Annotated in this window: 17 protein-coding genes, 1 pseudogene and 1 riboswitch; of the genes and pseudogenes, 3 read left to right on the top strand and 15 right to left on the bottom strand. The window is 46.0% G+C overall.

The window, feature by feature from the left end; translation table 11 throughout:
• Positions 1–117: 117 nt before the first annotated feature.
• Positions 118–528: a DUF4395 domain-containing protein gene (locus AC2TDN_RS12555; protein ID WP_484688332.1), complete on the top strand. Its 411-nt coding sequence runs from the start codon at positions 118–120 to the stop codon at positions 526–528.
• Between the two features lie 76 nt (positions 529–604).
• Here the strand turns inward: AC2TDN_RS12555 and AC2TDN_RS12550 are convergent, their stop codons facing one another.
• From AC2TDN_RS12550 to AC2TDN_RS12490, 13 genes and pseudogenes are all read right to left on the bottom strand, one after another.
• Entirely contained in the window at positions 605–1,591 is a 987-nt protein-coding gene (locus AC2TDN_RS12550; protein WP_484688215.1) for a YhdH/YhfP family quinone oxidoreductase, read from the bottom strand.
• Positions 1,592–1,752: 161 nt separating this feature from the next.
• Positions 1,753–2,019: a hypothetical protein gene (locus AC2TDN_RS12545; protein WP_484688214.1), complete on the bottom strand. Its 267-nt coding sequence runs from the start codon at positions 2,017–2,019 to the stop codon at positions 1,753–1,755.
• Positions 2,020–2,078: 59 nt separating this feature from the next.
• Positions 2,079–3,728 (bottom strand): extracellular solute-binding protein, encoded by a 1,650-nt coding sequence (locus AC2TDN_RS12540; RefSeq protein ID WP_484688213.1) that lies wholly within the window; start codon positions 3,726–3,728, stop codon positions 2,079–2,081.
• A gap of 59 nt (positions 3,729–3,787) precedes the next feature.
• Positions 3,788–4,681: a carbohydrate ABC transporter permease gene (locus AC2TDN_RS12535; protein WP_484688212.1), complete on the bottom strand. Its 894-nt coding sequence runs from the start codon at positions 4,679–4,681 to the stop codon at positions 3,788–3,790.
• Between the two features lie 22 nt (positions 4,682–4,703).
• Entirely contained in the window at positions 4,704–5,657 is a 954-nt protein-coding gene (locus AC2TDN_RS12530) for an ABC transporter permease (protein ID WP_484688211.1), read from the bottom strand.
• A 132-nt stretch (positions 5,658–5,789) separates the two neighbouring features.
• Positions 5,790–6,665, bottom strand: coding sequence for a helix-turn-helix domain-containing protein (locus tag AC2TDN_RS12525; protein ID WP_484688210.1), 876 nt, complete (start codon positions 6,663–6,665; stop codon positions 5,790–5,792).
• A 232-nt stretch (positions 6,666–6,897) separates the two neighbouring features.
• Positions 6,898–7,023: pseudogene (locus AC2TDN_RS12520) on the bottom strand (MMPL family transporter); the annotation flags it as partial.
• Positions 7,024–7,070: 47 nt separating this feature from the next.
• Entirely contained in the window at positions 7,071–7,889 is an 819-nt protein-coding gene (locus AC2TDN_RS12515) for a protein-glutamine gamma-glutamyltransferase (protein WP_482067885.1), read from the bottom strand.
• Positions 7,890–8,195: 306 nt separating this feature from the next.
• Positions 8,196–9,926 carry a methyl-accepting chemotaxis protein gene (locus AC2TDN_RS12510; protein WP_484688209.1) on the bottom strand — a complete coding sequence of 577 codons (1,731 nt, stop codon included), beginning with the start codon at positions 9,924–9,926 and terminating at the stop codon, positions 8,196–8,198.
• On the bottom strand, positions 9,907–11,595 hold the full coding sequence (locus AC2TDN_RS12505) for a pyridoxal phosphate-dependent decarboxylase family protein (protein ID WP_484688208.1): 1,689 nt from the start codon (positions 11,593–11,595) through the stop codon (positions 9,907–9,909). The genes AC2TDN_RS12510 and AC2TDN_RS12505 overlap by 20 nt, the downstream gene beginning before the upstream one ends.
• 116 nt (positions 11,596–11,711) lie before the next feature.
• Positions 11,712–11,797: riboswitch (cyclic di-GMP riboswitch) on the bottom strand.
• A 398-nt stretch (positions 11,798–12,195) separates the two neighbouring features.
• Complete coding sequence (locus AC2TDN_RS12500; protein ID WP_484688207.1) at positions 12,196–12,456, bottom strand: ATP-binding cassette domain-containing protein; 261 nt, start codon at positions 12,454–12,456, stop codon at positions 12,196–12,198.
• Positions 12,457–12,621: 165 nt separating this feature from the next.
• Positions 12,622–13,401, bottom strand: coding sequence for a Cof-type HAD-IIB family hydrolase (locus tag AC2TDN_RS12495; RefSeq protein ID WP_484688206.1), 780 nt, complete (start codon positions 13,399–13,401; stop codon positions 12,622–12,624).
• A 168-nt stretch (positions 13,402–13,569) separates the two neighbouring features.
• Positions 13,570–14,019, bottom strand: coding sequence for an SRPBCC family protein (locus tag AC2TDN_RS12490; protein ID WP_484688205.1), 450 nt, complete (start codon positions 14,017–14,019; stop codon positions 13,570–13,572).
• 132 nt (positions 14,020–14,151) lie between these two features.
• Here AC2TDN_RS12490 and AC2TDN_RS12485 point away from each other — a divergent pair, with 132 nt between their 5' ends.
• Together AC2TDN_RS12485 and AC2TDN_RS12480 are read left to right on the top strand one after the other, a co-directional pair.
• Positions 14,152–14,958 carry a DUF6597 domain-containing transcriptional factor gene (locus AC2TDN_RS12485; protein WP_484688204.1) on the top strand — a complete coding sequence of 269 codons (807 nt, stop codon included), beginning with the start codon at positions 14,152–14,154 and terminating at the stop codon, positions 14,956–14,958.
• 164 nt (positions 14,959–15,122) lie between these two features.
• On the top strand, positions 15,123–15,953 hold the full coding sequence (locus AC2TDN_RS12480; RefSeq protein WP_484688203.1) for a hypothetical protein: 831 nt from the start codon (positions 15,123–15,125) through the stop codon (positions 15,951–15,953).
• A 58-nt stretch (positions 15,954–16,011) separates the two neighbouring features.
• On the opposite strand, the gene AC2TDN_RS12475 is transcribed toward AC2TDN_RS12480, so the two are convergent.
• Together AC2TDN_RS12475 and AC2TDN_RS12470 are read right to left on the bottom strand one after the other, a co-directional pair.
• Entirely contained in the window at positions 16,012–17,610 is a 1,599-nt protein-coding gene (locus tag AC2TDN_RS12475) for an ATP-binding protein (RefSeq protein ID WP_484688202.1), read from the bottom strand.
• 125 nt (positions 17,611–17,735) lie between these two features.
• A partial coding sequence (locus tag AC2TDN_RS12470; protein WP_484688201.1) for a transposase occupies positions 17,736–18,612 on the bottom strand: 877 nt, incomplete at its 5' end.

The following is an 18,612-nucleotide window of genomic DNA, read 5'->3' as shown; positions in this document are numbered from 1 at the left end:
CTGTTTACGCACCCAAATTCCACTCAAAAATCAAATTTTCCATATTCTATTGCCAAATAGCCTTCCATTCACTACTATTAAATATATAAAATCCAATAAGGAAAGTTGGTTTTGAAAATGAAGGAGATTCCAATTCCGTATGTTCGCAGCAATCAAGCCGGTATCGTCGCCGTCCTGCTCATTGCGATTATCCTGCATTCGCCTTGGCTCGTCGCTGCGCTTTGGATTGTTCAGGTGGCTGGACTGATCTTCGGACCGAAAGCAAATTTGTTTATTATTGTCGCGCGTCCATTTCTCGGTAAACGGATTACGAATGCTCAAACGGAAGCAGCCGAGCTGCAACGCTTCAACAACTCACTCGGTGCAGGGTTCCTCACCTGTTCGCTGCTTAGCTTTACGCTCGGCTGGTCCGTAGCTGGTTATATTTTTGCCGGAATGATGGGAGCGGCTGCACTGAGCGCTATATTCGGATATTGCATTGGCTGCACCCTCTATTTTCAGCTCAAGCAATTCCGCGCACGGAGATAAAATAGAAGCTAGCATCATCATTTAAACTATCCGGCTCTGTTATTCGCAGCATCTCATCGAGCATGTAACCCTTTCTTTAAAGCTTAACAACCTTCCTGCCTTTTGACCGTCCTGCTAGTAGAATATCCACCTGCTCGCTCACCTGTTCCAGCTCAATTTCCTCGCACAGCTCGTCCAGCATATGCGGCTTATAAGCGCCGGCCAGCAGCTCCCACATCTTTTTCCGTATATTCATGCCTGCCATAACCGAATCAATACCGATCAGCCGAACCCCTCTAATGATAAAAGGGAATACCGTCAACGAAAGCTCTGATCCGCCTGTTAAACCGCTCGCCGCGACGACACCGCCATATTGAATTTGAGGAAGAAGCGATGACAGCGTCTTGCCTCCGACACAATCAATTGCGCCTGCCCAAAGCTGTCTATCCAGCGCCCGCTTCGTATCAACTTCAAGCTCGTCCCTTGAGAGAATGCGCTTCACGCCTAAACCAAGCAAATATTCATGCTTATCCGGCTTCCCGGTACTCGCCGCCACCTCGTAGCCGAGCTTTGCAGCAATTGCGGCAGCCACGCTGCCTACGCCTCCCGTAGCTCCAGTGACCAGAATAGGTCCATCCTCCGGTCGAACCCCGATATGCTGCAGCTCATAAACGGATAATGCTGCCGTAAAGCCCGCTGTTCCAAGTATCATCGCTTCTTTCATCGAAAGTCCGCTCGGCAGCTTCAGCGCCCAAGCAGCCGGTATCCGGGCATATTCACTGTATCCGCCAAAATGGCTGACTCCTAGACCGTATCCAGTTGCCACTATCTGATCCCCTGCTTGAAAATTTTTGTCTGCACTTGAAATAACCGTACCAGCCAAATCAATCCCCGGTATAAATGGATAACTTTTCACAATACTGCCATTTCCCGAGCAGGCTAACGCATCCTTGTAATTCACGCTGGAATACGCAACCTGAATGAGCAGTTCTCCTGCCGGCAGATCGTCAACCACCATTTGCTTTGTTTCCGCAATCATTTCATTATCTATTTTATTGATGACAAGCGCTCTAAAAGATGACATACAAGCACCTCCATTTATAGGTTCAAAATAATAAATTGATGATCCAATTGCTGCTTATCGAATAGACTCTATCCAGATAATTCTTCACTTATGCAAACTATAATACGGCTGATCTGGCTCACGCAACCCTCAATTGAAGCTAATCCATCAGGCTTATACCGTCATCTGTCGCATCCTGCCGTGCAGCGCAAGCTAATGATACCGGGACATGCCCAGCCACCTTTCGGCGACATAGAGTGTGAATCCTTCGCTTGTGAAACCAGTACTCTAAATAGTCGTTTTCCCTCTTCTACCTTTACAGTAACAGTTATTGCAACGGATTGCGATATCGCTATTGAACAGAAAAAAGGACGTCCCGGCAGCCTTGCCGCCCCGAGACGTCCCCACTCTTGTTTTGGGGCAGCCCGCTTCTTGATCGAAACGGACACGGCCTCCAACCCCGCTGCTGCAGAATGACATTAGCGCATGACGCAAATTACCATCTGCTTTATTTCAACTTGCTGACGTTTTCTTGCCATTTTTCCGTTTTGTACGCCAACAGCTTCTCATAACCGGCTTTCTGTGCATCTGCCTCCGCCTTATCCAAAATACCAGCTACTTCCTCGTCCGATTTTGCGTTCATAACGGCTGCGGCTCTCGCCTTCTCGTAAATGTCGAGCACGCTTTGCGCAGCGATACCCGCCTCCGTATCGCCTGCAGGTTCCAGGTTAACGAATTCCGTCGTATTATATTGCGTTTTCCATGTAATTTCGGATTGCCAATAAGTCTCCCAGCTCCGCTTCTCCGCTGGAAGCGTTGATTCGAATTTCGTCTTCGATTTATCCACGTACACCGTATTGCCGTTCCATTGAAAGTTCACAGTAGATGCCATCAAAGCCTCGCGGCCTTCTACATCGCTTGTAAACTTATCGGTGAACAACGGCGCTTCATCCGTATCCGCCCCATCCCAGTACAGACCCTCTGGACCCCACATAATCGTGCGCTGTCCTTCTGGACCCGTGAACCAATCAAGGAACGCGAAGATTGCTTCCGGATCTTTAGCTGCTTTCGTAATTACACTTACATTCCAACCCAGCTGCTTGTAATCGCCAGGGAATATTTTTGTTTTGTCGAGTCCTGCTTTATGCACCGGCCACACCATAATATAGCCTGCGGACGGATCCTTCGCTTTGAGCAGCGCATTCCCCTTCGCTCCAAATTCAGTAGGACTGGAAGCTGCGTACACCGCAATTTTTCCTGTGATAACCTTTTGCTCCACTTGCTCCAGCTTCTGTGTGAACGAATCCTGCGAAATCAGCTTTTCCCTGTATAATTTGCTTGTATATTGAAGCGCTTCACGGTACACAGGATCGGTAAAGAGGGAAGTAAGCTTATCACCCGACGGTACAGCCATCATCGAACTGTACGAATTAGGACGATTTTCCGCAAAAGCAGATACTAGAACATCGATACCCGCTGCAGCCTGTCCTACCTCAAAAGGAACAACATCCGGATACTTCGCCTTCACCTGCTGCAGGTAAGCATACAGGTCATCCGTCGTTTCGAGGCTTGGGGAGCCGAGCTCCTCATAAATCTTCTTATTAACCAAGTAACCGGCATTGCCGTTAGGCTGCGTCGTATACCAGTTCGGGAACTGATATAACTTGCCATCCGGCGAGCGCAGCATATCAAGCGTGGCATCGCCAGCCCATTTTTTCAAATTCGGGTACTTATCCAAATAATCGTCGAACGGGACGAGCATCCCTTCCGAGCGAAGCTTCTCAACATCCGCATCACGCTCCATCCAGATCACATCCGGAAGCTCTTGCGAGACAATCATCGTATTCAGCTTTTGCTTAGCGGCGCCTCCCGAGCTGATCGGCACCACATTCACTTTCTTATTGTCCTTTATCCACTTGGTCGCAAGGTCTTCGCCCCAAGGCGGCATCGTATACCAGTCATAATGTCCATAGAATGAGAATTCAAGCGGCTGCTCTCCCAAAACATAAGAAGCCGGGGCTGTCTCTTGCTGCCCATTTGCAGCTTCCCCCGCTCCGGCATTTTCCCCCTTGTTGTTGCTTGAACAACCCGTCAATACCAATAGGACAACAAGTGTAACTGACAATGCTGTTTGAAAAGCTTTATTAAATGTAGTCATCTCTAAAACTCCCTTCCGCATGTTTATCTATGGTTAAAGCTAACGCCTTGAACCCTTTGCTATTCCTTCAATGAACCGATCAGTACACCCTTCACAAAATACTTTTGCACAAAGGGGTACACGCATAAAATCGGGACGGTTGCCACCATCATCGTAGCCATGGACAATGACTTGCTCGTTACCTGCCTCATCGCATTCATGCGCCCCTGCGCCGCCGAATCCATTTGGGACATCTGCTCGAGCATGATATTGGAGTTCAATATTTGCTGCAGCTTCGTTTGAATCGGCAGCAGGTCAATATTGGATATATAAAGGCTTGGTGAAAACCAATCATTCCAGTGATATACGGCAGTAAATAACGACAGCGTCGCAATGACCGGTCCCGAGAGAGGTAGAACGATGCGGAATAATATGCCCCAGTTGCTGGAGCCGTCGATTTGCGCCGATTCCTCAAGCCCGCTCGGAATGCCCATAAAGAACGTCCGGAATATAATCATATTCCATACGCTGATAATGCCCGGAATGACCATAACCCAGAACGAATTCATCAAATGAAGCTCACGAATGAGCAAGTAGCTTGGAATCAAACCGCCGCTAAAGTACATCGTCAGTACACAAAAGATCATATAAAACTTTTTGCCGACCAAATTGCGCTTAGTCATGCCGTATGCGAAGATTGCCGTAGCGGCGATGGATGATACGGTTCCAGCAACCGTTCGAAGAACGGAAATGATAAAGCCGTCGATCAGCCGCTTATCCTTGAACACAACCTCGTAATTTTCTAAAGAGAACACGCGCGGCCAGAATGTAACTCCACCTTGCATCGTATCGGTTCCCGCATTAAAAGAGACAACCGCAGCATTCCAAAAAGGATAGAAGGCAGTAAAGCCCAGAACAAACAATAAGAGATAGATGACTGTCATAAGTGTTTTGTCGCCTAAGGATAGTTTCATCGTTTTGCCTCCCTCTTTTTCTCTACCACAAGCTGTTTCCTGACCTGCGAGCCAAATAGTTAGCCCCGGCTAGCAAACCGACACTAATAATCGCTTTAAACAGACCGGCAGCTGTAGCGTAAGAGAATCGGGAATTATTAATGCCTACCCTATAGACATAAGTATCGATAACGTCGCTTACGTCGCGCAGCACAGGGTTTCCCGCCAGCAGCAAAATATCCTCGAACCCGGCATTAAGCAAGTTGCCGATTGCCAATATGGAGAACACAACGATTACGGGCATGATGGAAGGAACGGTAATCGACACGATTTGTCTCACTTTGCTCGCTCCGTCAATAGAAGCCGCCTCGTACAAATGAGGATTAATGCCCGCGATAGCGGCCAAATAAACGATGGAAGCAAAGCCGATTTCCTTCCACACGCCAGTCGTAACGAGAATGGCCCAGAAATACTCTGGCATAGACATGAAGTTAAGCGGCTCTTTAATGAGATGAAGCTTTTCCAGCAATATATTCAAGCTCCCATTGTCCGTCGAGAGCAAGGAAACAACAAAGCCCGACACGATTACCCAAGAGAGGAAATGCGGCAAATAGCTGATCGTTTGAACGATGCGCTTGAACATGCGGTTATTGATTTCGTTCAGCATCAGCGCGAGTACGATCGGCGCCGGAAATCCTACGCCAAGCTTCAGCAAGCTGATCACCAATGTGTTGCGCATGACCGTCCAAAACTCTGGTGCATGAAAAAACATTTCAAAGTGTTTGAAGCCAACCCAAGGGCTATTAAGGAAGCCTCTGAAAATGCTGTAGTCCTGGAAAGCCATCAGAACCCCGTACATGGGAAGGTAGCTAAATACAAAAATGAAGAGCATTGCCGGTATCACCATGAGTTGAACATCCCACTGTTTTATGAATCGTCTTATGCTTCCCGTCTGCTTGTACACATTTTGCTCTGTACGAATATCGGTTTGCAGCATGGTTTCCCCTCCTTTTTGTATGTTAGATAAGATGACGTTTTGCGTTACATATTTACTATTTCTTTATTCTAGCTTCCAAAATGAGCTCATTCTCCTCTAAAACGATTGTTAACCAGCACTTTCTTACTGTTTTCATTCTGTGCGCCTTCTTGATATTTTGGGAGATGCACCAACATGCTTCTTAAATAAGCGATTAAAATTAGACAGGCTGCGAAAACCGCATTCCAGTGCGATATCCGTTATTTTCATATCACTGCTCTCAAGCAGCCTGACTGCATGCTCCAAGCGAATATGAATCAAATACAGCAAAGGGGGCGTCCCGACCGCGTGCCGGAATAGCTCGCTGAAGCGCGAAGGGCTTAAATAAACGAGTCCCGCAAGCTCCTCGAGCGTCCATTGATAAGCGAAGTTTTGTTCCATGTCGTTAATAACCTTGCGCATTTTGTCCAGCTTCGCGGGTCCGATGCTGTCCTTGCCTCTCCTTACAACCTCCCTGCGAAAATAGCGGTTCACATAGGCGAGAAAGCGGAGCATATTGGAATAAACAACAGAGCCGTATGAGCTTCCGCCCTTGTCATGCTCCTCCTGAAGCTCAAGAAGCAGCCCTCTAAGCAGGTCCATATGCGGCTCCTCCCGATCAAGCAGGTTAGTAAAATGCACGCCCATTTCCTTGAACGGGCACAAAATTTCCGGATCGTACCTTAGACTGCTAAGAAACCACGAGGCTTCGAACGATATGACTTGCATGACCAAGTCCTTCGTCTCATATGCGCAGTGCAAATCATTGGAATTAATAAGAAGAATGTCTCCTTGCTGGAACTCAAAGGTTCGCCCGTTGATAATGTAATAGCCCGTCCCCGACTTAATGTAATTAATCTCCAACACATCATGCCAATGAAGCTTCTGATAGTAAGCGGTAACGCCTATCGTATCCACCACCTGAATAGGATAATGCTTAGCTAACTCCAGCTTTTCCCTCGGGATTTTCCCGCTTCGCAATAAGGTCATCGTAACCACTCCTTCGCTTCAAATGTTCAAATGATCGCTGTTAATTAACATGCATATAACGCAAAATACTTTTTACAATGTCTGTTTTTCATCCATTTTATCTTATTTTGTGTCAAATAACCTTACATATACTAAAATATTATCTTATAAAAGTAACATATATGTGACGCCGATGAATAAAAAAGAAAGCCCCAAAAACATAGGGGCTTCCTCATCAAGCTAAGCGAATCTGTCAGGACGCTAACTTATTTTTCCGTTTAAACAAAACCGTCATCAAAGCTGGCAGCAGCATCCCTCTAACGAGGAATGTATCGATCAAGATGCCTAACGCCATCATGAAGCCGAATAGAAACAACTCCTGCCTCATCTGGTCCAACTGCTTGAATTATTAATCATAATACTGATTTATAAATAAAGGTACTCGCCGCCAATCGTCCCAACGACCGGGTATTCCCGTTCCTCGTTCAAAGCCTCCCACCAAGCATCCCTCACCGAAAGACCGCGCAAGTACTCGAAATCCGGCGTAACGACCAAGTCCTGAAGGTATGCTGATATCGTACTGCCTTCCCTCCGCATGCGATTTAGGGCGGCAATAATATCCTGTCCCGATTCAATGCCGATGCCGTGCCCAAAATACAAATTATCGTCCAGCATAACGACGTTCTCGCCCTGCCACTCCGGCGTTTCCGGGTCATGCTCTGGATTTTTAAAATAGAGCACATCTCCGGGATAAGCTTCGTTTTTATTATAAGTCGTAATTAATCGCAAATCGCGGTCATACTGCCAGTCCCGTAGAAACAGGTTTTGGAAATACGTATTAAACACCGCTTCTCCAACCGTATCAAGCACCGCCTTGTAAAATATAATAATAATTGCGCCCGCGCATTCAAATCCATATAGATGCCCATTTTCAAAAATATCGTTTATACCAACAGAAGGCAATACGCCTCCATTTAGCTGAAAGCCGCCGTTTTCCGTCCGCGTCCAATAGCGCTCATTGCACTTTGATCCCTCGAAGGTCGCGAAGTTCGCTCCGCCCGCGTATAGCGCTTTAGCTGCCTCTACGATATGCGTTCGCATTTTCAGCTCAAATTCCAATGCATCGACAGACGGATACCGATAAACAACCCGACTTCTCTGCTTGGCTTGCAGCATTCTTCTCTCCAGCTCTGACAGCGTAAGCGGATTAAGCGAAAACGTAGGACTACCCGAAACAAGTATCACCGTCGTTCTCCTCCATTTTTTCGATTTTCCATTAGGTTATTGTACGTGTGAAAATCTTTTTTGTGAGAAGTGATTACGCAAATCCGAAATCACTTGCAGTATGCAGTCGAATCTACAACGTGTAAGGAAAGCATTGAAAGAGAAAAGTAGCATTCGTGTGCAATAAAAAAAAAAAAAGAACCGCCGATCTAAGGATCAGCGGTTCTCTTCATTTCTTCAGCATATGCTTTAGTTTGGCAGCTTTCCTCCGGAAGTACCGGAACCGAAAAGAGTTTTACAACCAACTAAGAAATGCGCACTTTCTAGTTATTTCTCAATCTTAAAATGCTTGACTGACTCTTTGAGATCAACAGCGAGCGAAGAGAGCTGTGCGATTGCTGCGGATATTTCCTGCATAGCCGCACTTTGCTGCTCTGCTGCAGCAGCAACTTCTTCCGTACCTGCTGCTTGTTCCTGCGTAACGCCTGAAATTTGCTGCATAGCCCCGGATATCGATCCAAAGGAGCCGTCTACCTTATCCAGAGCGTTCAGCATATGATCCGTGTGTGCATAGAAATGCGTTACGCCGCTATGAATGTCTTTAAAGTTATCGTACGTTCCTGTAATCCACGTTAAGCCTTGATCAGCCGCCTCGCTGCCTTCTGCAATTCGTTCAATCACTAGCCTGCTGTTGTCTTGGGTGCTGGAGATGAGCTCCGTTACAGACAATGCAGCTTCTGCGGACTGCGCTGCCAACTTTTTCACTTCGCCCGCTACAACGGCAAATCCACGTCCAACTTCTCCCGCACGAGCAGCTTCAATTGAAGCATTTAGAGCTAACAGGTTGGTTTGCGATGAAATGTCTGAGATGATCGTAATAATTTCGCTAATTTCCTTCGAGCGCTCATCAAGCATAGCTGCCGCTTCTTGGGAGTGCGTCATCGATTGCTTAATGACATTCATCTGTTGAAGCGTATGCTCAACCAAATTTTGCCCTTGCTCCGATTGCTCCTGTACCTGGCCCGCAATACTTTGCATATCCTTCATGCCGCCCGATACGCTCTTGATTTCGGAATTGATGTCAATAATGGTTGTATTGCTGTGAGAGACACTGACAACAATGTCGTTGATGCCATCGCTCATCCGGTTAGTTGAATCCGCGACCATCGCCGCGCTATTTGTGGACTCACTTGCTGACTGGTGCAGATGATGGCTCGTATCCGCTATTAGAGTAGAGGAAGCGATAACCTGATGAATAAGGTTTTTTAGACTTTGAATCATCGAGTCAAAGGAACCGGCCAGCTTCCCTATCTCATCACGGCTAGTCACAGCTATAGTCGTTTGCAAATCACCCTTGGCGATTTTTTCCGTTGCAACCATCAATTTACGAAGTGGATTTGTAATAATTCTACTGATTACGACTGCTAGGAGACTGCCTACAACAAACATGACAATCGTAATAATGAAGGAAGTCAGCTTAGCCGACGAAGCCGTTTTGGGTACGATAGAAGCATCTAAGTCAATGCCTAGAATTCCGTAAGCTTCCCCTTTTTGATTGACTAGCGGTACAAAGACCGATTTATGCGTACCGTACTCATCCTGATAGATTGGGCTAAGGACAAGCTTGCCAGCGCTCATTGCTTCTTTCATCTCAGCAGTAAATGGATACGGAGTGCCAAAATCATCGGGAATACCCGATAGAATCAGAATACGTTCATTTTCTTGACTCCTCGACAAGATATAAATATTTTCAAAACTATGAGCTACTTTTAATGCTTCGAATTGCTCTTTTACTTTTGCATAGTTAGGATCCTCTGCACTAGCCAGTTCTACTTCTGTACCTGGTATGGATGAGAAGGCTTCTGTAGCAATTTGAATGTCGGTCTTGAGACGTTCATCGAACTGGTCTATTAAACTTTCTGTCAAGTTCTGATTAACGATGTAACCCGATATAGCAAAGGCAATACATGTGATGAGCTGAAGAATAAAGATACTAGCTGCGATTTTTACAGAAAGATGTTCCTTAAACCATGCAAAATTAATGATAGACCTCTTCATGTTGGATACCTCCAGGATGTTTGCACCGATATTCTTTGTATGTCTCTTGCACTCTCAACTTTAAATAGTTAACGATTTCTTCAACGTGCTCAAGCTGTGTGTATGGAGATATGACAAACAGTTTTGTAGCATACAAGGCGAGACGTTTCCCATCAGAGGTTGGCACGTAGAGATGCTTCTTTGTATCGCCAAAGAACATCTTCCCTCTCTCTTTGCCGAGAATTTCAAAAAGAATTTCATTTAATTGGTTCGTTTGATCCACTTGGTCGTAGGATTGCTGCCCGCTAAGCTCGCTCTTATAGCCGCTATGCCCGTTGCTATAAATTCGAAAAAGTGTAATAATGCCAGCATTATCCGGATTAACGATGATGGCTTCCGGGATTTCGCGAGTGAGTGTACGTCGGAACGCTAGGTTGACCTCGACAAACTGAGCAAGAAGCCGTTGATAACCCTCAACTCCAAATGCTAGGAGTGCGCTGTATATGCTGATTGAGCTGCCCATTCTTGAGCATTCCAGCGTATAGCTGGTGTGGTACTGCCCATAACCGCGATGTCCAACGTATGGAGTCTCGTCCGGGTCCAAATCTACGAGCTTCAAATCCGCAGCATTTTTAACTAAAAACAAACTTGTCGAATATGGCGTCTGCCCAAGCTTTTGAAAGTCGAAGCAGAGCGAATCCGCCAAATGCAGATGCCTCATTCGGCTCTGAATTCCCTTTAAGCTGGTCAAAACCTCTTCATGAAAAGATAGCGGATTAAGTGTAAAATCATATTCGTTAAAAAAGGCAAAAAAACCGCCAAGAGCCGAGTCAGCATGAATATGCGGACGTGGAATGCCAAATTCTCTTGCAAGCTGAACAGTCATACCCGTAATTTCTTCAAGGTCATCTATCCCCATTGCATCGGTCGTTCCCGTAGTCGCAACAATAAAGATAGGAATTCCTCCGGATTGAATGACTTTCTCCATTTTTTCCTTCAAATCCGACACATTCATCGAACTATCTTCGTTCGTTTTCACTTTAATAAGATTATCGCTGCCTAGACCCGTTGCTTCCATCGATTTATATAGGCTGTAGTGTGCCGCTTCGGAGCAAAAGGAGTATAAATGGCTAGGCGCTCCGCTCTTGGAAGCAGCAGACGAGTATTTGTTGATGGCTAACCGCAATGCAGTAAATATAGCGCCTTGGCCTCCCCAAGTCGTATATCCTCCGCTTACTGCAGCGTTATATCCAACAAGCTTAGACATCATTGTGACAACCTTGACCTCAGCTTCAGCGCCCGCAGGACCATATACATCCCAAAGATTGTTCCCGTTTACCATAAAAGCAGCCAACATGCCAAGTACGCCAGGAATACTCGCCATTGGTAAAATGTTCGTAAGAAAATACTTCGTATGATAAGGGTGAGCATAAAGAAGTTTCAGCAGCTCTTTATTTACGTCTTGAAGCGGTTGGCCCGTACTAGGAATGCGGCTTTCTTTCACGATTTCACTGTAAAAAGCAGGCCCCCGATCTTTTTGACCTTTAAGATAGACCGATTCTGGATCTTTTAATTCATCTACACCCGTTACAATTTGACTAATTAGTTCTAAAAAATTATTACGTTGTTTTAAGTTACCGTCATCGCTAGGGAAAAGATTGCGAATATCAGATGTAATGATTTTCTCCATTAACTATCCCTCTTTCTCTTTGCTATTTCTATAATCCCCAGTAGAATACTTCAAAGGAAAAAATAGCATAAGTAAAAAGGATACAGGCTCATAGTCACAGCTATACGGCTTGCTTGATTTGCAACTGGCTGACATTTCTTCTTCAGAAGTAGTCCCTATAGCTTTGCGTCGCCACTTTTCAGTGGTTTTGCCTGATATTCAATTTTAAATGCCCATAATTTCCCTAGACAATATTGGCAATCACTGGATTGATTTAGGAACATTCTACTATTTTCCAGTTATAAGATCAACACTTATATAATAATCTTCATCGTATTTCATCATAATTCGACAGATTCATCTTTAGTATTCTCATGTACCTCGTCGTGAGTGGTCGTTTAAGCAAAAAAACCGCCAAGCAATAAACCAAACCGGTTTCGGTTCCTATCAAAAAACGACCGTGATCATAGATTGATCAAGGCCGCTTTTTCTGTAATCATTTCTGTTTTATAACGTACATTAAACAGCTTTTTTGCGAAGCGCTAGCAGGCTAATACAGCCCCATACGATAAAGCAAAGCAATGTTGCCAAGTGCAGATGCTCCCACAGCGTAAAATATTCTTAGAATACCGGTTGTTCCGGCACATAGGCATACCGTTTATTTTGGCCGCCAATCTCGATTTCTCCGCTTACATATGCCATTAACCCTAGAATTGTCTTGATCGTCGTGCTTTTGCCCGCTCCGTTAGGACCAATCAGGCCAACAAGCTCTCCAGGCGCTACCTCCAGCTTAATGCTGCGAATAGCCGGCTTTTCTTCCTCATAGCCTGCCTCCGCAATCGCGACGCGAAGCACATACTCCTGCTTGCTCGTACTATCCATCAGTAAATAACCGCCTTTCATGTCGCACTCTAAAGATCATCTACGAATAGTCTTCCCAGAAAGCTCCATTCCTGTCCATGAAACGCATACAGCCCCGTCTCACGAAGAGACAGGGCTGCTTTTGTATTTATATGAACCAACGGTAAATGGCAGGCAGGAATGAATCTACTTTTGCAATAATCCCGCTTCTATTAAACCATTGCGAATTCCTTGCTCATCAACATGCGTCGTCACATAATCGGCAAATGGCAGCAGCTCGGGGTGGGAGTTGCCCATAGCGACGCCGAATCCAACCGTCTCCAGCATCTCTTTATCGTTTAACCCATCGCCAAATGCAACTGCATCTGCCGAAGTAAGGCCTAACTTATCCAGCAGCGCCTCGATACCCTGCGCCTTTGATCCGCCTGCGGGCAGGACATCAATCGCCTGCGGGTGCCAGCGAATGAGCTTTAATTCCGTATGCAGCCCGTCATACAAATGCTCCTCATGGCTTTCGCAGTGAAGAAACACTTGATAGATGCCGTCCGTCTTCCAAAATTCCGGGTTGTAGCCTGGCAGATCAACCTTTAGCGAATTGACCGATTCAATAATAAAGGGATGATCCTCTTTGTCCGCGAAATAGTTATGCTCGCCTTCAAACACGAGTCCGTGATTATGTTCAGCAGCTGTCTTAACGAGTGCTTCCAACCGGCTCTTCTCGATCTCGCGTCTATAGAGCGGGGTTCCCTTGTAAACAACATAACCGCCATTAAGGCATACAAATGATTCAATTCCTAGCTGTTCAGCGAGCGGTTTAATGAAATATGGCGCTCTGCCCGTAGCGATAACCGGCTCAACGCCGCTTTCCTTCAGCTCCGCGATCGCCTTGATCGTATCCGCCGGTATTTCCTTCTGTTCATTGATCAACGTTCCATCGATATCAAAAAAAACGATTTTATAGCCCATTCCGTCTTCTCTCCTATCCGTAGTCGCAGACGTATTCCGCCTGTCCTTTTTATACAGTATAAAGAATCAAGACCTTAAAAGGAATCTTCTTGCACCGAATGAAAAAAAATGAGGCTGCGCCTCAAGGTCAACACCTCTTGGAACAGCCCCACTATGTTTGCTTTATGCTTACCAGCCGAAGTCCAATCCTTTGCCTGTCTCGATAAACGTTTTTAAATTGCTCAGTATCATCCACCACTGGCTATCGACGGTCTCCAGCGAGGGATGGTTTTCGGTAAAGTTATTATTGACTACAGTAAGCTTGGTTGTCGCCCCAACTTCTTCTAATGTGAAGCTGATCGTGGACTCCAGTTCCGCATGATTCGGTCTGTAAGAAGGACCTGGATGCTCTAAAACGGTAAATATTTTACCCGGCTCATATGCTAAAATAGTACCATAGATATGAACGGTCTCATCGCCATCTGTACCTGGGCCGACATATTTATAGGACGACCCTGTTTCAAAGGTAGATTCAATAACGCAGCCAAAAAAAGTTTGACGCGTTCCTTCCGGCAGCACAAGCGCAGACCATACCTTCTCGGGCGTTGCACCGATATAAAACTCATATTTAAACTCCATGTCATACACTCCTTCTCAGAATCGATATAGGGTTGCTTGTACTCGGCTGCGCTTTCTATTCGCAGTATACCGCTATACAAGTAGCTAGTATTGTAAAAACGCGACATAACGACCAATAGGAGTGATTCATTCATGAATACAACGAACCAAACGCGCAGCATGGGTATTTTGCAGATGAACGAGGGCGAGAAGAAATTCCAGCTTTCCCGATATGCCCCTTCTGAGCCGCTTCGCCCTTTCGTTAAGCACTACTGGGTCGTGAGCTGGAATTTGGAGGGCGATCCTCCCTATTTGCAGGATGTCGTTCCAAATCCTTGCGTCAACATGGTTATGGAGATGGATAGAAGCGGCATCTATGGCGTCGCCAGCCGCATGTATACGAAGAGGCTCGAAGGCAAGGGACAAGTATTCGGCGTTAAATTTTTGCCCGGCGGCTTCTATCCTTTTATCAAGTCGCCGCTCTCCAAGCTTACGGATCAGGCCTTATCGGTTGAAGCAGTATTTGGCATAGAAGCTCTCAGCTACGAGCAGCAGCTTCATTCCACGGCTGATACAACGAGTAAAATCGCCCTCACGGAAGCCCTCTTTCTACAGCGGCTGCCAAGGCAGGATGATGCGATTACCCTTATCAACCTAATCATTTCGCGCATCCAGGAGGATCGCGAGTTGACCAAGGTGGAGCAAATATGCGAAGTATTCAATATGAACAAAAGAAAGCTCCAGCGCTTATTTAACCAGTATGTTGGGATAAGCCCAAAGTGGGTCATCAAGCTGTACCGTTTGCAGAATGCGGCTGAAGCCATAGATTCTGGAAGCCATCCCGACCCGCTTAAGCTGTCTGCCGATCTCGGCTATTACGATCAATCCCATTTCATTAAAGATTTTAAATCCATGATCGGCAAAACGCCGGATATGTATGCCAAACCGTCTGCCTTATAGTTATCCAATCGCTTGACGGCGGCCCGGAGCATCCTGTATATTGATAGAAATCAATGAAATTGTACGGCTTACGATGGAAGCACCCGTAAGAGATGGCGCATAGCGCCTATCTTGCAGGTGCTTTTTTTTGCGTTGTTTGCCAAAATCAAAGGAGGCTTCACATTATGCGCTTTGTCTCAAGGTTTGCCGCATTATCGATTGCCCTTATACTCCTGCTTCCGCTTGTAAATCCAGCAAGCCTTGCAGCCGCTTCATTCGAGTTTGGTGTTACCGTCAGAACCGCCTTTGACAAAATGAAAGGGGCTGCGGATAAACCGACCGCAGCCAAGCTAACGTCGCAATATGCCGAATTGCAAGCTATACAGCAGCTGACAATCGACTGGGATGCAAGGATAAGCAAGCTGCATTATCAGAATGAAGAGGCCATACTCGCAACACGCAAGCGAATAAAAGAAGTAAACGCGGACAAGCTGCTGAAGCTTGAAGAAGCAGTTGCCCAGGTCAAAAAGAAATACGAGCCTTTATTTAGACTTTATGATTCATTAAATCAACAGCTGAGCATCGCTAAATCGTTTAAGGACAAAACAATTGTTAATGTGCTGAGGCCTCAGGTGGAAACGACCAAAGCTGCCGTTTCGCTTGCCAAGCTTGATATACGCAGCAAGGAAGCAGCGCTTAGGAGCGAGAAAGCAAACACGGTTAAAATGATCAAAAAGCTTCGAGATCAGTTGAGCGGCATCGATTCGATCAAAGTAAAGATCAAAGCTGGCAACAGCTCTGTTAGCCGTACAAAAAAACAGTTTGCTACAGAGACCTCCATTTTAAACCAAGTGATCAAAAAAGGAGATGTTACAGCGACACAAAGCTCCTTTACAAGAATACTCGCCTATTTGCAGCAGATTAACGATCTCAAGCAAAACACATACGGATATGAGCAGCAGACGATGGCCATCCTTGCAAAGGTCGATGCGCAGATCGCCGCCCCATCGCAATGATGCGCAGCAGAAAGCGCGTCTCGGCAACCGAAACGCGCTTTCTGCATAATCTTATATCTTATTCGCTCGGGAACCATACTTCAACCGTCGTCCCTATCTCAAGCTCGCTTGATATGACAAGGCGACCATTATGAGAGGAAATAATTTTGTCCACGATCATCATGCCTAGTCCGTTCCCGTCACGCCTAGTCGTATGAAAGGGCTGTCCAATACGCTGCAGCACTTCATCCGTCATGCCAACGCCGTTATCGGCAAACCGCATCCGTTGAAAGCCTTCGACCGCATCCAGCTGAATGCGAATCTCCCCACCGAAGGGCAGAGCCTCCATCGCGTTTTTCATAATATTTAAAATAACCTGCTTTACTTGATCACGGTCGCATTGAATCGTCTTCCGTTCCTGAATATCGCAATGGATTTGAATGCCGTTCATTTCGAGCTGCATTTCAAACACGGAAAGCACATCCTGCAAAATCATAGAGCATTGCTCATCTTTGTACTGTACCGCCTGCGGTCTTCCTAATATTAAAAACTCGCCGACAATGGCGTTCATCCGCTCAAGCTCAGACATCATCAGATTGTAATAGTCAGGATTGGTCGTTTTACTGGACAATTGCAGCATCCCCTTAACCGTAGTCATGGGATTGCGAATTTCATGCGCGATGCTGACGGCAATCCGGCCTGCAAACACTAGCTTCTCCGTATTGCGCAGCAGCTCCTCCGTCGTCTTCATCTCCGTAATGTCCCGCAAACTGCCAACCACTCTTGTAAGACTTCGATCATTATCATAGATCGGCACCACATCGAGCATGTAATGGTGCTGTAAATTTCCCACCTGCAATGCAACCTCTATTCCTATGGATGACTCCCTGCTGCTAATAACCTGTTCGAAATAAGGGCCAATACTACTTCTTTCAAATACGCTTGTCCCTAAACAGCTGTCTTTCCAGTCCGTACCTTTGCCGAGTATGGCGGCACCGTTATCATTCATGTCAATAATCGTTCCGAGCGCATCTGTGATGACCACGCCATAATAATTGGTGTTCAGAAGAACCTGATTCAAAATTTGAAGCTGGGTATTATTTCTTCTAAGCAGCAGCTCACGCTCAATGGAGTCGACGATCGTACATAAAAGAGCAAGCAGATGAGGATGGGTGAATTGTATACCAGTCATCAAGGAGAGGGTTCCGAGCAGCTGCCCGTTATCCTTATTGTAGATTGGTGTCGTATAACAGGCGAGCTGATGCAGCGCCTTATGGAAATGATCCTCGCCGATGAGCTGAATAGGCCCATTGCTGCGTATGCATAAATCGACCGAATTCGTACCGATCTCTTGCGAGAAGCGCAATCCTTCAACAATACCTAACTGACGCACCGTAGCGATAATGGAGGAATCCCCTTTAAATTCAAGAATATAGCCCTCATGATCTGAAATGGCGATAAAGAAAGGGTCTCCTGATACGGAGGACAGAAATTTTTCCACAAAAAAACCGATAACCTCGATAACTTCTCTATATTGGCCTCTCTGCGCTTCCAGCTCCGCATCAGAATAGCATTCTGTATAAATGGGGAGTTCATCTGGGTTAAGGCCTAGCAGCACGCAATGTTTATGCGATTCTATGATTCTATCGTTATTTGACATTTCAATTAACCTTTCCATAGGGGCATGCTTCCATATAGTTGGACATTAACCAATATTCGAGCTATACCGTTCACAATCCTTCCCAGATTTATTAAAAATCGTTTATATTTAACGGGATTCAACAAAATCATGACTTATGCAGTTCATGAGATTAATCGGTAATTGTGAGAATCTATGCTTGAATAAACCGGCCACATGGTCATGGAGAGATTCTTGGGCCAGTATGCGGAAATAAGGCTTGCAAAACGGCGTGCCTCTATGTCAAAATCGATGTAGATTCGCTTTAAACCTCTGTGGTTTCTTGTGCGAACCTGGCAACGAGTGTGGAAGAGACCGCGAACCATTTCGCCGTGGGTGTGGCTCTCATCACTCGTTTTTTCTTTGTTTACTTGCCATAAAGCATAAGCAAGTAACGTTTCCGCAGCAAAAAGCAGCTCCATATGCGCGTGCTGGTGTGCTTCGGATGTCGAGTGGCACTTTTCAAAGCCCAGTTCTTGCTTGGCTGCGCGGAAAAACACTTCAATTCGCCAGCGCTTCCCGTACACTTCAAGCGCCTTCTTTGGTGCATCATGTCGATTGCTAATGATCAAGTACGCCCCTCTGTAGGTTGCCGGTTCATCTTGGGCGTCTTCCCTTTTTTCAACGATTTCCTCGTCTTCTTTAAGGCGCATGGCGACAACGGCAGCAATTGGAACGAATCGTTGTTTCGTTACAGGCTGTCCTTTCCGTCCTTCGGCAAGAAAAGGTATTTTCATATAGATATCGGACATAGCTATTGCAGACAGTCCATTTTCGGATGCAGATAAGCGCTTGTATCCATCCTGAATAAGCTGTCGCGCCGTAACAGGCACATACCGGTCACGACGTCCGGGGACCGTAACCTTTCGGTACAGTGCGGTATTACGCTTGGCTTTGGTTACCCAATCAAAGGAATGCTCTTGCAAGAAAACGAAAAAGTCTTTACATAAATACCATCGGTCCATCGCTACCCAGAGGCGGCAAGTGACCGACTCACGCAGC

This window comes from Paenibacillus sp. Y660, assembly GCF_057221575.1.
The sequence above is the reverse complement of the archived record's forward strand: the minus strand, read 5'-3'. Positions and strand labels throughout refer to the sequence as shown.